General features: G+C 66.7%; 18 protein-coding genes. 3 read left to right on the forward strand and 15 right to left on the reverse strand.

What is annotated here, in order from left to right:
• Positions 1-28: 28 nt before the first annotated feature.
• Complete coding sequence (locus tag FHU39_RS10400) at positions 29-187, forward strand: hypothetical protein (protein WP_183320265.1); 159 nt, start codon at positions 29-31, stop codon at positions 185-187.
• Positions 188-598: 411 nt separating this feature from the next.
• Here FHU39_RS10400 and FHU39_RS10405 read toward each other — a convergent pair whose 3' ends face one another.
• From FHU39_RS10405 to FHU39_RS10460, 13 genes are all read right to left on the reverse strand, one after another.
• On the reverse strand, positions 599-994 hold the full coding sequence (locus FHU39_RS10405; RefSeq protein WP_183320266.1) for a hypothetical protein: 396 nt from the start codon (positions 992-994) through the stop codon (positions 599-601).
• Positions 995-1,021: 27 nt separating this feature from the next.
• On the reverse strand, positions 1,022-1,318 hold the full coding sequence (locus tag FHU39_RS10410; protein ID WP_183320267.1) for a hypothetical protein: 297 nt from the start codon (positions 1,316-1,318) through the stop codon (positions 1,022-1,024).
• A gap of 285 nt (positions 1,319-1,603) precedes the next feature.
• Positions 1,604-2,080 carry a MucR family transcriptional regulator gene (locus FHU39_RS10415; RefSeq protein WP_183320268.1) on the reverse strand — a complete coding sequence of 159 codons (477 nt, stop codon included), beginning with the start codon at positions 2,078-2,080 and terminating at the stop codon, positions 1,604-1,606.
• Positions 2,081-2,105: 25 nt separating this feature from the next.
• Positions 2,106-2,414, reverse strand: a complete 309-nt coding sequence (locus FHU39_RS23815) for a hypothetical protein (protein WP_221185222.1) — start codon at positions 2,412-2,414, stop codon at positions 2,106-2,108.
• Positions 2,411-2,920, reverse strand: coding sequence for a hypothetical protein (locus FHU39_RS23820; protein ID WP_221185223.1), 510 nt, complete (start codon positions 2,918-2,920; stop codon positions 2,411-2,413). The genes FHU39_RS23815 and FHU39_RS23820 overlap by 4 nt, the downstream gene beginning before the upstream one ends.
• A 404-nt stretch (positions 2,921-3,324) precedes the next feature.
• Positions 3,325-3,780 carry a class F sortase gene (locus FHU39_RS10425; RefSeq protein WP_183320269.1) on the reverse strand — a complete coding sequence of 152 codons (456 nt, stop codon included), beginning with the start codon at positions 3,778-3,780 and terminating at the stop codon, positions 3,325-3,327.
• A gap of 457 nt (positions 3,781-4,237) precedes the next feature.
• Positions 4,238-5,827: a hypothetical protein gene (locus FHU39_RS10430; RefSeq protein ID WP_183320270.1), complete on the reverse strand. Its 1,590-nt coding sequence runs from the start codon at positions 5,825-5,827 to the stop codon at positions 4,238-4,240.
• Positions 5,828-6,192: 365 nt separating this feature from the next.
• A complete protein-coding gene (locus tag FHU39_RS10435) occupies positions 6,193-6,453 on the reverse strand; it encodes a hypothetical protein (RefSeq protein ID WP_183320271.1) in 261 nt (86 codons plus the stop codon).
• An 83-nt stretch (positions 6,454-6,536) separates the two neighbouring features.
• Complete coding sequence (locus tag FHU39_RS10440; RefSeq protein ID WP_183320272.1) at positions 6,537-7,235, reverse strand: Lsr2 family DNA-binding protein; 699 nt, start codon at positions 7,233-7,235, stop codon at positions 6,537-6,539.
• Positions 7,236-7,251: 16 nt separating this feature from the next.
• The gene (locus tag FHU39_RS10445; RefSeq protein ID WP_343065877.1) at positions 7,252-7,515 is read right to left on the reverse strand and encodes a WhiB family transcriptional regulator; all 264 of its coding nucleotides are present in this window, start codon (positions 7,513-7,515) and stop codon (positions 7,252-7,254) included.
• A 170-nt stretch (positions 7,516-7,685) separates the two neighbouring features.
• Positions 7,686-8,492 (reverse strand): helix-turn-helix domain-containing protein, encoded by an 807-nt coding sequence (locus FHU39_RS10450; RefSeq protein ID WP_183320273.1) that lies wholly within the window; start codon positions 8,490-8,492, stop codon positions 7,686-7,688.
• Entirely contained in the window at positions 8,492-9,067 is a 576-nt protein-coding gene (locus FHU39_RS10455) for a hypothetical protein (protein ID WP_183320274.1), read from the reverse strand. The genes FHU39_RS10450 and FHU39_RS10455 overlap by 1 nt, the downstream gene beginning before the upstream one ends.
• A gap of 40 nt (positions 9,068-9,107) precedes the next feature.
• Positions 9,108-9,476 (reverse strand): hypothetical protein, encoded by a 369-nt coding sequence (locus FHU39_RS10460; protein WP_183320275.1) that lies wholly within the window; start codon positions 9,474-9,476, stop codon positions 9,108-9,110.
• Positions 9,477-9,697: 221 nt separating this feature from the next.
• Here FHU39_RS10460 and FHU39_RS10465 point away from each other — a divergent pair, with 221 nt between their 5' ends.
• The gene (locus FHU39_RS10465; protein ID WP_183320276.1) at positions 9,698-10,678 is read left to right on the forward strand and encodes a CPBP family intramembrane glutamic endopeptidase; all 981 of its coding nucleotides are present in this window, start codon (positions 9,698-9,700) and stop codon (positions 10,676-10,678) included.
• Positions 10,679-10,972: 294 nt separating this feature from the next.
• Here FHU39_RS10465 and FHU39_RS10470 read toward each other — a convergent pair whose 3' ends face one another.
• Together FHU39_RS10470 and FHU39_RS10475 are read right to left on the reverse strand one after the other, a co-directional pair.
• Complete coding sequence (locus FHU39_RS10470) at positions 10,973-11,515, reverse strand: M48 family metalloprotease (protein ID WP_183320277.1); 543 nt, start codon at positions 11,513-11,515, stop codon at positions 10,973-10,975.
• A 3-nt stretch (positions 11,516-11,518) separates the two neighbouring features.
• On the reverse strand, positions 11,519-12,013 hold the full coding sequence (locus FHU39_RS10475) for a hypothetical protein (RefSeq protein WP_183320278.1): 495 nt from the start codon (positions 12,011-12,013) through the stop codon (positions 11,519-11,521).
• A gap of 238 nt (positions 12,014-12,251) precedes the next feature.
• On the opposite strand from FHU39_RS10475, the gene FHU39_RS10480 reads away from it, so the two are divergent.
• Positions 12,252-13,877, forward strand: coding sequence for a ParB N-terminal domain-containing protein (locus tag FHU39_RS10480; protein ID WP_183320279.1), 1,626 nt, complete (start codon positions 12,252-12,254; stop codon positions 13,875-13,877).
• Positions 13,878-13,896 lie beyond the last annotated feature (19 nt).

The raw sequence follows: 13,896 nt of genomic DNA on the forward strand, positions 1-13,896 counted from the left end.
GAAAGCTCAGGCATCTGCACAAGTGCAAATGCACGCGCTGTTCCGCGCCCGTATGCATCTGCGGCTGCTGCTGATCTACGCCGTCCTCGGGCGCGGGAATGGGTTCCTCGTGATGTCCGACCCACGCGAATTCGGCTGTGCCATCGACGTTTTCCACCACAGCAGTCGTGTTGCGCCCGGAGTGTGAATTTCGCGGCAGCTCGGCATGCGCAGGCGTTGTCAGGTCCGGTCAGTTGAGCGCCGCCGCGGTGCTCCGAGTGTGGGTGGGCCCAGCGCGCCGGCATGAAGTAGGCCCCGCCAGTGAGGACGTCGATCATGATCGCGACGGCCCGTTGACGTGGGGGCCTGGGCCGTCGAGGTGACAGCCTCGAGGAGGCGTGCGCCGATCGTGTAGCCGCGCAAGTGCGTACTGCTCGCGTCATATTCGGCAATCTGCCGCCACTACGACTGCTCGACCTCAAAGCGCATCTGCTGTTCCTCATCGGCGAATATGACGGGGGCGGCGCCGCTCGCTGGCTGTGTTCCCTGTTTGCGCTCTGCGCGTAATTCACGCACCTCCCGCCATGCTGGTGAGTGCCCCAGGAAGTCACTAGAACTCTTATTCGAACTGCGCCGCCTCGTCGCGATCGACATCGTCAGGCGTGACGTCCCGACCCGCGGTGCGGATGGGCATGGCAAGTGCTTCAGCAACCTCGTCCGGGCTGACGGTGCGTAGGTGCCGGCGATCCGCGCGGCGCAGGAACGTCGAAACCTCGTCGGAAAGCAGCTCCTCGACAGCGGACGGGAGGCCCGCGCCGACGAAGGCGACATTGCGTTGCTCTCGGAAGGCGTGCTGGATCGTTGTGCCCAGTTCCCGCAGGCCCTTGCAATGCACCTCATCGACAGTGATCAGTACCCCTCCGCCTTGCGCCCGGAGCAGGTCGGCCAGCTGTGACAGCTGGGATCGGTAGGCCCGGCCGCGGCGCGTGCCGGTCCGCGACGTCGCGACTCGCACCGATTGCCCCAGGCAGCGAGACGCTAGTCAGATGCGAGTCCGTCTGTTCCGGGTTAACGTCTTGGAGCAACTTGGGTAGTTGTTCGTAGCACGGTCGATCAGGTTGGGCGTTGCCATCTCGGAGCTGACGACCCAACCTTCGCTTTTAGCCAGGTCTTCGTAGGCGTTGAGCATGACGTCCTTGCCGGTCCCGCGCAAGCCGGTCACGAGCGTCGCGCGCTCAGGTGATCCGGGACCCTTGGATGCCTTCCCGGAAGTCGAGGTCGCCATCCCGACCCACCAGCAGCGCGGGCTGATCAGAAAGGTTGGCGTGGACGGATTCATACCACCACGCCATCAAGATCTTTTAATCCTTTGACTCTTTCATGGTCTTTAAATCTCGCCTGCTGCGGCGGCGTCGTCATACCCACCGCGCCGCAACAAGGAAAGCCCCGAGTCGCACCGGGAAGGAGGCGGCCCGGGGCACGTGACCTCTGACCCCAAGAGGAAGGCCAAGACGGTCACGGCCGCAGGCACGTCCCGCGAGCCGCCACGCCAGTCACGCCACCGGTCTGCTGTGACCAGCATGGCGAAGCGTCACCGGATCCTGTCGTCAGCAAGTCTGATGGGTCAGCCTGCCCGGGTCGCTTTGCTGGCGCAGGACATCGAGCAGAATCGTCGCCGTCTCGCGCTGGTGAGAGGGCAGAACTGCGACTCGCACCACTGACAGACCACGACGGTGCCGAGCCGTCCCTGACCCGGTTGCGTCCGACTGGCGGCCAAGCCTGCCGGCGACATGCCGACGGCATTGCTCAACCGGGCGGCGGTGGCGGCAACAGGATCCCGGTTTGCCAGGAACTTCTTCTTGGCGGTGAAGTTTCGCCGCGCGTTGCCGGTGATCGCCTCTCGCGTCTTGCTGGCAACCAGCCCGTAGCTGCGCGCCAGGCCATGTTCCTGGCGGTATTCGGCAGCGGTAATCGCGTGGCTCTTCCACGCATGCAGCCCGAGGTGTGCGAAGCGTAGGCCGCACTCGTGACAGAGCAGGCCGTCACTGTCTTCGTCGAGAGCGCCGTAGTGGCCATGCCGGTCCCGGTCACCGATGTTCACTGTGGGCACACTCCCCGATCCCGGCTCAGATCTTCGGTATCACTGGGACGGGCTCTCCAGCGTTGTATCGCAGCCGGCTCACCGGCTCTTCGCTCGCCCAGGCGTTAAACGCAGTCAGGTACAGCACCACCTGCTCGCGCGTGTCGTGTCGTCGGCGGCCTTCGCCTGCTTGCCGACGGGCCATGTTCAGCATGAGGTTACGCAGCTTGAGCCGGGCGTCGGTCTTGGCCAAGCCAGCTCCTTCGATGAGCCCTTCGAGCCACTGCTCGATCTTCTTGGCTGAATTCTTGCGCGCCACCAGATAGCTCGCCGCTCCGGCCGCGGACTTGATCATGCCCGTCTCGCTGACCAGTTGCTCAGCGACACTGATGTATTCGCGGATCCGGGGGTTTGCCGCGAGCGTCTCCAATATCTGGTGGTTGGTGACACGAGCGCCCCGCCGGACCAAGACGTGTCGGGTCGGTTGTCGTACAACCAGACGGTGCGCAGCATCGCCGCGAGCAGCAAGGTGTTCTTTTCGCCTTCGATTGCAAGTACATCAGCCGCGTTACGCTTCTTACCGGTGTCCAGGACGTCAAAGCTATCCGGCGAAACCTCAGTGAACACAGTTCGTTTCACTGGTAGATCCGCTTCGACGATCGCAGCCAACCGATGTTGGCCGTCAACCAGCAACCCATTCGTGTCAACAGCGATGCCTTGGTGAGTGGTCTTCCACTCGCCTCGTTTCATAGCCTCCGCAAAGACGCGCACCGTGGCGCGCGACAGCGGTCGATTACTGGTATTCGATTCCAGCAGGGCGGCTGCCTTGGCCGGGGTGATCGTCTGGGTCTTGGTACGCATCGGAACCTTTCTAAGTCGAAGGACTCCATGACGGTAGCGAACCGTTGGTGCACTCGTCCCCAATAGCCGGCGAGCAGGCTGCAGCCGACAACCCTGAGATGGCTGTGCGGATCCACAGGGCCGTCCCGCCCGAGTATCCAGAAATCAACCGCGGCGATTGGGTCACCCGGTCGCGCGCGTATCCGCACGATCACGGCTACGTCGACGGCGGCTCGGATCTGACCGGACTCACCGGGTATGCCGAAGCAGACGCCATGCCACCGCCCCCGGCAAGCGGACCGGGGCAGGTGGCACCTGATGACGAGGTGATCCGGTTCCAGCCATCTCGTGGAGCGCGCGAAGAACGCAGGCAGCCACCCGTGTCGCCGGCACCGCAACCAGCGCCGGAGCGCTCCATCTGAGAGTCAGCGTGTGGCCACCGGTTTCGCCATCACCACGAGGTTGTCCAGGTGGGCATAGCCGCCTTGCTTCGGAACTCGTCCGATGCTGCCGGTGCAGGTGACCAGGGCGAGCTGGTGCGCTCCCCCGGTCGCCCATACCGCCGCCGGTAGCTTGCCCTTCGGGTAGGTGGCCGCCGACTGCACTCGCCACGCCTGCACCTTCCCGGTGCGCGTCGTGGTGTAGACGACGGCGCCGGCCTTGATCTGAGGGAGCTTGTAGAACGCGCCGGGGATGTTGTCGTACGTCACATGCCCAGCGATGACGGTCGTCCCGCCGCGGCTGGTCATCGAGGGCGTCCAGTTCAGCCAACCGACCCGCGTCTTTCCGACCGGGATCGATGCCAGGCCACCGGATTGCCCTTCCGAGAGCACAATGACCGAGACACCCAACGACGGGATCCAGACGCTGTCTGGGCTCATCGTCGGTGCCTTCTTCGCCGGCGGCGACGGCACCCTGTGAGACCTGCTCCGTGGCTGCCCGCCCGGTGTTGTCCGCCGCGCGGGCTTCGTCCGGGAGCTGGTGGCCTTCGCCGGCGCTCGAGGCTCTCGCGTCGATGTCGCACGGTGCACAGCCTGCGACGACGATCCGGCCGCGTGTTGGTTCCGTCTCGTTGTCGCGCGACTACTGCGTGGAGCCGCGGCCGCCGGTGTGTCCGAATGTGAGACCGGTGGCGCCGCGCTGAGGTCCTTCGTCTGGAAGGTGTGTGCCGGGGTTCCGGCCGCAGCGGCGGGCGGTGACCTCAACCAACTGGTAGCGATCATGCCGACGCCACCCACGACCACGGCTAACACCCCGGCCAGGATCAACGCCACGGGGCCGCTCACTCGCCGCGCGTAGCCCTGGACGACCTCCTTGACCGTGTCGAGGCGTGCCACGTCAGTGCCGGTTGTTGCGGCGGCGCATTGCGCGACGTGCCAGGACCCCGGCTGTGGTGCCTCCGACGCCGAGGAAGCCTGCGCCGACGAGCAGCCCGGCCATGTCCGGGCCACCGAACGAGACCAGGCCATCGGTCGGGATCACCGGCTGGGAACTCGGCGGAGTCGTCGAGGGCGGTGTCGGCGTGGGTGTCGGTTTGGGTGCCGCGACGGTCAGCGACCCCCACTCATTGACCTCACCGAACTGGGTGACCACCAGTCGTTTCTGTGTTCCCGCCTGCCACACGTTCTCGTTGATCGATCCGCACCAGTTGCCGGCCGTGACATCGCTGGGCAGCTTGCTGGTCAGGTGCAGCAGGATCTGCACGTCCGTGTTGGTCGCAGCCCCAGTGACTTTCGCGGTCGAGATCGAGGAGACCTTGCCTGCTTTGAAGGCCTTCTCCCACTGCTCGACGCCGACGTTCTCGCACGAGGTCACCCCGTCTGGGCGGCGCATGACGGCTGCGGCTGCGGTGATGTCGACCTTCTGCGATTCCAGACCTGATGTGGTCACCGTGTCGGTGATGGTCTTGTTGGGGACCCACTGCTGCGTGGACACCCGGGTGATCGCTTTCGGAGCCGCGACCTTGATCGTCACCGGCATGCCAGTGCCTGCCCCTGTTCCCGCGGGCGCCGCGCCGATGACCCGCTGCTCCCCCACGTGCGGGGCCGTGTATTCGTAGTAGGTGGACGCGGGGATGCCCGTGAAGGACCCGGACAGGGTGACTTTGTCGCCGTTCTTGGCTGTCGGCATCGCCGTCCAGGGCAGCTTTGTCGCGGCGGTGGAGGTAGTGCCGTTGGTGGTTGCGCTGCTGCTCTTGCCTGTCTTCAGGGTGCGGATTCCGCTGGTGAAGGTGGCGCCGGTTGCGGTGGCGCGAAAGGCCACCCCGGGCACGAACTTCCCTGTGGCTGAGGTGATTCCGACCGTCGCTGTCCCTGTCCGGACCGTACCGGCAGTGGAGGGTGTACCCGCCGTGTTGGTCACCACCGGCTTGTATCCGCCGGCATAGTTCGCTGCTTCGGTGTTCAGCTGGGCGACGCGAGCTTTGATCGCCGTCTGGTCTGCCGCGCTGAGGGTGCCGAACGCCTTCTGGTCGAAGGACCAACCCGGGTCCAGCAGCTGGCGGGAGATGTAGGACAGTGCCCCGATCGTGGGCTTGTCGGCGCTGTTCACGTACCGGCTGAGCAGGTAGGACAGCTTCACTTGCTGGGTGCGGGTGACCGGTTTGGAGGGTGCCTGCGACGGTGCCAGGTTCTCACCGTCGATGCAGTACACCAGCAGCCCGGCGTAGTTCATGCGGCCGAACCAGATCGAGTGCGATCCGCCTGTCGGCGACGTCACCGGTTTCGTCTGGTATCCCGCGTAGGTCGGGGCGACGCGAGGGCTGGCCGCCAGCTTCGCCTGGCCGGCCGCCCTGTTGGGCGACACCCCCTGGTTGGTGACCGACGATCCGCCGGTGTCGGCGTGCGCCGGCGTGAATGCCGTCCCGGCAACGGTGAGCGTGAACATCCCCGCAGCTGCCAGCACTCGTACGCTGGTGTTCGATTTCAAGGCTTCCTCCTGATCGACGAGCAGTGCACTTTGGTGCTGCTATCTCCCAGAAGGCGGCTGGCCGGTCCCTGGCGGTCACCGGCCACGATGCGTTTGCCGATCGGGTTGCAAGAATTTCGCCGGCTCTTTCCGTGAGCTGCCGCCGGGAAGTGACGGCGGTCACCCTCGACTACGGCTTCTGCTGGGGCCCATCTCCTCGGATTCGCCGCTGGCCTCGGCGTGTTCTCGGCCCGGCTCGGTGGCTGGCGCGGCCGGCGCCTCCGTGTAGGGCTTGTGCTGGCAGCAGCACGATCGTTGCGCGTCGGCGGGGCGGCGGGCGTCCTCGCAATCGGCCGGCTGGTGTGGCTCGCGGCACCCGGTGCAGATCATGGTTCGTCCTTCCTGTCGGCCCGGTTCCGCGCGACGACGTCTCGCAGCGCTTCATCCCAGGCCGCTCTCTGGTGCACGCACAGGCTAGCCCGCCACTGGGTGTACCGGTCCGCGTCACGGCCGGTCGCCGGCTGCCCGTTGTCGTCGAGCACGATCCACGGCCTGCGTGGGCGCAGTTCCAGCGTGACCATGCCCGCCACCACAACGGCGACAGCTGGGGCCATCCACCACAAGCCGACCGCGGTGAGTGCTCGCATCAAGATCCCCGCTGACGCCAGTTGGAGGACGACCAAGATGATCCTGGTTGCTCTACGGTTCATAGGTTTTCGCCCTCTTCGGCTCAGGCTGCGACGTGGGCCGCGTCGTACGCGTCGCGCACCGTGTTCGGGATCTTGCCGTAGTCCGGGCACTCGATGCCCTGGCCCTTGGCCCACTTGCGTACCTCTAGTGCTGGCGCGCCCAGCGGTGGCGCCGTCTTGGTGCTACGGGTCTTCGACCGCAGCTTCTTCAGCTCTGCCTCCAGTTCCTCGATCCGCTTGAGCCTCTTGGCGTTCGCGGCCTTCTCCGCCGCTTGGGCGGCTTGCTCACGCTCTTCTGTCTCGAGGCGCTGGCTGAGGTCACCGAGCAGACCAGCGACTTTCACCCCGAGTGCTCGGGTGCGCGCTTTCGGTGAGTTGCCGGCCGCGACGATGAGCTCGTTCGCGGAGGGCTTGACCTCGCGCGCGGTCGAGGTGACCAGTCGCGGGTCGGATGGACGCGGGGTCGCCCGCGCAGGGTCGTGACGTCGCGCCGGCACGACGGCTCTGATGGTCGGACCTGGTGTCGCGGCCGCTGCCGCGGGTTCGTTGATCCGCTTCTCGAGCGCGTCGCGGGACCACTCCATCTTGTCCAGCTCGGGGTAGCCGTGGCTGACTTTGATGTCCTGGACCTGGGTCATCGCGAGGCCCGTCGCCTCGGCGATGAACGTGTCCGTGCGGCCGTTGATGAGGTGCTTCACGACGGTCAGAGTGATCTCGGTGGTGACTTGCTTGGTGGACATGACATGTATCTCCTCTTCAAGACTGTTTGAGTGTGCGTGCGAGTTTGCGACGGCGCCGTTCTGAGACGCCGCCCCAGATGCCGAAGCGTTCGTCATTAACCAGGGCCTGATCGAGGCATTCGGCCGCGACAGGGCAGCTCTGGCAGATGCGTTTGGCGTCCTTGGTGGATCCGCCTTTCTCCGGGAAGAAGATCTCCGGGTCGGTCTGCCGGCAGAGCGCGTCGGCCTGCCAATCCAGGGACTGCTGCGGCTCCGCGGTCTCCGGGACGACGGCTTCGATCGCCGGTGGGGCTGCCGGTTTCCGGGAACGGTCAATGCCGTGCCGGACGGCGTAGTAATGAACCATCGAGGTGCTCACGCCGACAGCGTCGGCGATCTCCTGGCTGGGCAGCCCGTCGCGGATCAGCCCGAGCATCAGCTCGCGCTGGTCCGTGCTCAACCGCTTGCCGCTCATGCCGCCGGCTCTTTCCAACCGGACGGGATGCCAGCCGCCTTGCGGATCCGTTGCACGGTGCGGCCACTGACCCTGATGCGGGCTCCGATCTCGTTGTTGCACAGCCCGGCCGCGGCCAGCCGCCCTACCGCTTCGGCGCGCTCGGTTGCGGTGAGTTCGACACGGTCGCCGGCCACTGCACGCATCACCGCGACTTCGTCGACCAGGTCGTGTGCGTCGTCACCGATCGATGGCTGCGCACGGGGATCGTCGATCGATTCGTCGTTCCACGCCAGTGGCGCCGCGAAGCCGGATCGTCGTGCGGCGGCGAGGGTTTGGTGCGATGTGCCGGGCTTGTCCCAGAGCTGGTCGTATGCGCGCACAACTCGCTCGTGGTTGGTGCGGGAGATCCACTCGCCGGGGTGGGACCTGATCTTCCGCACCGCGGCCGCGGTGGCCCCGTCCGCCATGGCCATGGCGATCGCCGTCGAGGAGTGCCCGACAGCCTGGAGCGCCTCAACCCGGCGGCGGGCGCCGACCGCTGGCACGAAGTCGTCGGCGCCGCTGCGAGCCAGAATCGCGGCCGGGGTGACTGCCTGGATGCGGGCCGCGTATGGCCGCCGTACGTGCGCCTGCCCGCCGGAGATCTTGCTCACCTGACTGATGGAGACACCCGCCTTGTCGGCGATCGCCCGCATGGACGCGCCAACCGCGCGCAGCTGCTCGATGTGCGCCCGGATCGGCGCGGCGTCGACGTACCTGGAGATCCCGCGGTGTTGGTCGAGACGGAAGTGTTTGGCCCAGCGCGGGTCTGTGGTGGGCATCACGAGCTCCTGGTCGACGCGCACCGTCCGCAGACGGCGACCGGCGTCGTACCGTCGCAGCTGCACACCGTGGTGGCGTCCCGGTCGCCGCACTGGGCGCACAGGATCCGTAGGTAGGTGGCCGCAGCCGGTTCACCGTGGTGGTGCTCCCGGTTGTGCGTCCGGGCGAGCCACTCTGCCTCACCGAGACTGGCGCTTTCGATGATCGAGACTCCGCATGCCAAACAGCCGGCCGACCAGAGTTCGGCCGAACATGTGGGTTTGAGCACGCCGCTGACCAGCGAGTGCATCTCGCCCAGCATCATCGCGACGGCGCCATCGCTAGTGGCGACCTCGAATCGGTGACCGATCAGCAGGATGTCGACGACCCAGGAGCCCGAGCGCGGGTCCTGGTGGCCGCGGGCAACGGAGAAGGCGCTCTCACCGGTACCTAGCCGCAGCTCGAGGTATGTCTCGCTGTGCCGGATCAGGTCGACCGGGACCGCGGGCCCGATCGGCGGGGTCAGGATCCACGAGGTGACATTTGGTCGGTCTGTCACCTGGGGAACCGTGTGTGCGTTCGTGAGCGTGGTCATGTTGAACACTCCTCTGTTTCTTGGGCTTTCACTGCTGTCGTCACATGCGACCGAGAAATTGACGACGTGGCCCGTAGACACGGACGGTGTCGCCGTCGCTCGGGCTGTAGTCGATCTGGCCGCCTTCACGGCGGACTGCCGCGGCCGCGGCGTCAAGTTCCCGATGAACCGCAAACAAAGCCTGGTGCCGCCGGTCGCGGCGCTGGTCGTCGGCCGAGGTGACGCAATCCCCCGGCTCGCGACTCTCACGCTCAGCTCGCCAGGTCGCATACGCCTGGCGGTAGGCGGCGTTCGCGCGGATGAAGCCGGCCGCCGCGCGCTCCAACGTCGTGGCGGCCGGCGAAGTCGGGGGCGTGGCCGCTCGAGGGGCGAAACCCACTCGGATTTCTCGAGTCTGGATGATGCTCACGTCTTCTCCCTAGTTGAGTAGAAAGAGTAGATACTTCGAGTGTGCTCCTTCGGTGCTGCGGTTCGCTGGGTTGCGCGCCGCCCTGTGGACAAGCCGCCCGCTCGGAGCGTCTTACTTCCCGAAGGCGTTCGCGGGCCTCGTGGCGGTCACCTGCGGCGACGACAGATGTTGTCGCTCTGTTCCTCTAGCGTGAGAGCACGACACTGACTCGGAGGGGAAACATGCTGGTGGCCAGGGAGGTCAAGAGCGGGCTGGTGCTGCTGCTGGCGGTGCTGGCGTATGTCGTCGGATATGGCTGGGCGGTGATGCTGTCCGTGCAGATCCTCCTTCACGGATATGGCCCGCCCGAAGGGTCAGGTTCAGGCTCGGGCTCGTCCAGCGACGGGGTCCTCTTCGCCGGCGAGGCCACACTCCTCATCGTCGCGCTGTTGCTGGCCGGTGGCGCTGCCTGGTCACTGGGGCGGCGGCCCGTACTGCTCGAGTGGTTAATTGGCCGCCGGCACCGAGTGCCGGGCTGGGGCCTGCTCGTGGCCGGCGTCCTTCTGCTCCTGGACCTCGCAGGGTTTTGGTTGTTTGTCTGGATCAGTCCATCGCAACCGGCGCAGGATCCGGCGACGCATGCTCTCTGGTACGACATCGCGCGTGGCATCTGGCTCGGTGCGATCGGCGAGGAGTTCGTCGTCCTCGCGCTGCCGATCGTGGTCGTTCGGCAGCTCGCTCCTCAGCTGCTTCAGCGAGCCCGGCCGGCGGCAATGTTCGTCGCACTGCTGGTGATCGCACGGATCGCCTACCACCTGTATCAAGGGGCGTGGGCCTGGTCGCATCTGCCGTGGGCCGTGGGGGCCGTGCTGCTCTATCTGTGGACGGGCCACGTCTGGCCACAGATCCTCGCGCACGCGTTCTATGACACGACCCTGGCGCTCTCCGACCACCACGAGATCTCACAACCGGCGGAGATGGTCCTACTCCACGGCGTGGCGACCGCGCTGGTGATCCTCGGCCTGCTCATGATGGCCCGCGGCCGCCGGCGACCAGTGACCTCCGCAAGCCCCGCCGGCGCTGAACTCACTCACACCGATGAGCTGAGCGTTAGCCTGCCGCTCAGGCCTCCACGACGGTCCCGCAGTCACGACATTCTCGGCCGAGTTCTCCAGCCTGGGTGTGCAAGTGCCAGCAGTCGTCCTCACGCCACCGAGCGATGATGCTCACCTCGGCGATGCGATTGCGGCCGTGCGCGTCGGTGAATGTCACCAACAGGCCGCTCTCGCCGTGGATCGCACCGGCCGGGTCGAAGGCGGGGTGCATGTCGACGCTGGCACCGATTCCGTCGACGTGAGCATCGGAGCCATCGATGATGTGCATCAGATCGGGGCCGACGTCTCCCAAAGTGAGATCAGAGACACTCATCGGTGTCGATGCCGTGCCGCGTGCTTCCGCAGTGTTGTTCATGGTCGAAATCCCTTCCAACGAATGGCTTTCGATTGAAACTACCCTTTCTACTCGACTGCCGATCGTTGTCCACAGGCGGACCGCTCCGCCCAGGTCGGGTGCGTCTTGATCAGCCTCGCCATGAGTCGAGCCTTCGCCGGCGGACTCGCCAGCCAAGCCGGTGCTCTGTTGGCGGCCGCGAACGCGTCGGCCGCACGCTCCTGGGGAAGCACCACCCGGCGGGCCAGCACTGCCAGGGTGATTACGAACGCGATCGGCAACACCACGATCGACCACCGCCAGAATGCCGCGCCGACGATCGCCGCCAGCTCGACCGCGCCACCGGCAGCCAGGTAGGGCGCGGCAGCGCGCAGCTGCTGACGGCGGCCGCGGGCATGCCCCAGCACGACGTGCCCAACCTCGTGCGCGACGTGGAAGCGCATGGTGGCGACGTCGACGAGGATTTCGGGAGCGAGCACCAGCTCAGCACCTGCGTCCGCCATCCGCGCCGCGCCGCCGGTGCCGGCGGCCCACGTGATCCCGGCCAGCTCGACTCCATGCGAGGCCGCCAGCTGGGTGGCCCACCGTTCGGCGTCGGCCGGTGACGGCATAGATCAGGCCCGACTGCGCGGCCGGTTCGGCAACCGGTCCGGCGCTGGCGGCAGACCACGCCGCCCGCGCCTGGAGCGCGTTTCGCCGATCGCCGCCACGACCGCCTCGCGGGCGAACTGGGAGCGGCTGATCATCCGGCCGGCCTTGATTCGGTCGTCGACGATCGCCCGCTCGACCTGGTCCAGCAGCTCCTCAGGCACGACGTGCGTCTTGGTGAACCCGTCGAGGGGCTTCCCCGCGTCTTTGAGTTCCTTCTGGCTACCGCTCGGGTTCCGTTCCGGTGGTGATACCTCGAGTGCCGCCCGCGACCGGGCGCTGCGTCGCACATGCCGCTTGACGGCGTACTGAAACCACCCGATCCATGAGTCCGGGCTCTTCGGCAGGTCGTCGAGGTCGGCCATGTATGCCGATCGCGACACATCCCAGGTCGCCCGGTCCCAGTACACCGCGAACGCCGCGGATCCGGCGGGCAGGCTTGGTGTGCGCTTAGGCGCCATCCAGCTACCTCCCTCGTCTGCTCTCTCTACTTCGCCCCACAGGGTAACTGCGGCCGAACAGACCGGCGTTGTCGTCGTCGACCGTCTGCGCCAGGCCCCGAGGCCTAACACGCCTAACACCCTCCCGGTATTCGACCGGAGGGTTCACGCCCTGCCAGCGCCGGCCAGGTCGAGGGTAGGCCTGCGACGCGCCGAGTCGCTCGTCACCGCTCCGGCATCGGCGATTCCCACAGGGTCAGTGACCGCGCCGCGTTGTCCACAGCCGCCCGAGAGCCAGCCCGGGCCGTATGCGCGCGCGGGCAGGATAGCACTACCACTTTTTCTATTCCACTCAGGAGAGATCATGAGCACAGCCACCACTGAAGAAGTCGCCACCGAGACCGTGGTCGCTATTGACCCGCGCCAGGTGCAGATCGGCGCGAACGTGCGCCTGGACGCGAACGTCGACAAGGAGTTCGTCGCGAACGTGCGCGAGGAAGGCGTCATTGTTCCGGTCGTCGGCTACTTCGATGGCGATGGCCATTACGTCGTCGTGGACGGTCAACGCCGCACCTTGGCCGCGATTGAGGCCAAGCAGGCGACCATTCCGGCATTCGCCACCCGTCGCCGTGAGGACGCCGACAGGATCGTTGCTCAGATGTCGGCGAACCATCACCGTGTGGCCATCACGGCGGCCGAGCGGGCGAAGGGCTTCGAGCAGCTGGCCGGGTTCGGTCTGTCTGCCGCGCAGATCGTGAAGAAGACCGGTTACAAGCGGCCCGAGGTCGATGCCGGTCTGAAAGTGGCCGGGTCGGACCTAGCGAGCAAGGCGACCGAACGCTGGGGATTCCTCACCTTGGAGCAGGCTGCCGCCCTCGCCGAGTTCGATCAGGATGCCGACGCGCTCAAGGCCCTCACCGTTGCCGCCGAGCGGGGCAGTGGGTTCGACCACGAGTTGCAGCGGCAGCGCGACAAGCGTGAAGACCGCGAGGCAATCAAGGCGTTCGCGGAGCAATTGATCGCCGACGGCGTCACTGTGATAGAGCGGCCCCCGCACGACCACAAGACGATCCTGCGCCTGAACCACCTGGACGACGCCGAGGGCAACCGGATCACCCCCGAGACGCACGCCGACTGCCCCGGACACGCCGCCTACGTGACACGCGAATGGCGCTGGATCGAGTCCGACGACGAAGCTGACGAAGACGCCGCCGACGAGCAGGAGCAGGTGACGGTCGCGACCTACGTCTGCACCGACGCTAAGGCGCACGGCCACGTCGATCGCTGGGCGGGCGGCTACGGAGGCAGCGCCAAGAAGAAGGCCGCCGACATGAGCGAGGCCGAGCGAGAAGCTGCCCGCGCCGAGCGCCGCGACGTGATCGAGTCCAACAAGGCGTGGAAGTCGGCCGAGACGGTTCGCGCTGCTTTCGTGGTCAAGTTCCTGACGCGCAAGACCGCGCCGAAGGGTAGCGCCGCGTTCGTCGTCGCGACCATTGCCGAAGAGGGCCACTGGCTCAGCGACCACCGCACCCCCACCAAGGCAGACGAGTTGCTGAACGGCGGCAAGGCGCGGATGCGGGCCGACCGTGCGAAGGCCGCCGAGAACGTCACGGAGGGCCGTGCGCTGATGCTCGCGGTCGGCCAGTGCTGCGCCGCCTATGAGGCGCAGATGGGCACGCACACCTGGCGCAATGTGTCCCCCGGCCCCGCGCGCTATCTGGCGTTCCTGGCAGCCAACGGTTACGAGTTGGCCGACGTCGAGAAGCGTGCCGCCGGACTCGACAAGCCCGCGAAGAAGGCCCGCAAGGCAGCCACTCCCCCGCCGCAGACCAAGGCACCCGAGGGCAACACCGCTGCCAGCAGCGACGAGCACCCCGCCGCCTGACCTCTCCCCTGCCCGTGGC

Source organism: Flexivirga oryzae (assembly GCF_014190805.1).
In the GTDB taxonomy this organism is placed as follows: Bacteria; Actinomycetota; Actinomycetes; order Actinomycetales; family Dermatophilaceae; genus Flexivirga; species Flexivirga oryzae.

Coding starts and splice junctions, on each gene's coding strand:
- FHU39_RS10470 (WP_183320277.1), bottom strand. CDS start 11,515: ATGCCGTCACCGGCCGACGCCGAACGGTGGGCCACCCAGCTGGCGGCC.
- FHU39_RS10465 (WP_183320276.1), top strand. CDS start 9,698: ATGCTGGTGGCCAGGGAGGTCAAGAGCGGGCTGGTGCTGCTGCTGGCG.
- FHU39_RS23815 (WP_221185222.1), bottom strand. CDS start 2,414: ATGATCAAGTCCGCGGCCGGAGCGGCGAGCTATCTGGTGGCGCGCAAG.
- FHU39_RS10475 (WP_183320278.1), bottom strand. CDS start 12,013: ATGGCGCCTAAGCGCACACCAAGCCTGCCCGCCGGATCCGCGGCGTTC.
- FHU39_RS10435 (WP_183320271.1), bottom strand. CDS start 6,453: ATGCGAGCACTCACCGCGGTCGGCTTGTGGTGGATGGCCCCAGCTGTC.
- FHU39_RS10425 (WP_183320269.1), bottom strand. CDS start 3,780: ATGAGCCCAGACAGCGTCTGGATCCCGTCGTTGGGTGTCTCGGTCATT.
- FHU39_RS10440 (WP_183320272.1), bottom strand. CDS start 7,235: ATGTCCACCAAGCAAGTCACCACCGAGATCACTCTGACCGTCGTGAAG.
- FHU39_RS23820 (WP_221185223.1), bottom strand. CDS start 2,920: ATGCGTACCAAGACCCAGACGATCACCCCGGCCAAGGCAGCCGCCCTG.
- FHU39_RS10455 (WP_183320274.1), bottom strand. CDS start 9,067: ATGACCACGCTCACGAACGCACACACGGTTCCCCAGGTGACAGACCGA.
- FHU39_RS10400 (WP_183320265.1), top strand. CDS start 29: ATGCACGCGCTGTTCCGCGCCCGTATGCATCTGCGGCTGCTGCTGATC.
- FHU39_RS10410 (WP_183320267.1), bottom strand. CDS start 1,318: ATGAATCCGTCCACGCCAACCTTTCTGATCAGCCCGCGCTGCTGGTGG.
- FHU39_RS10450 (WP_183320273.1), bottom strand. CDS start 8,492: ATGCCCACCACAGACCCGCGCTGGGCCAAACACTTCCGTCTCGACCAA.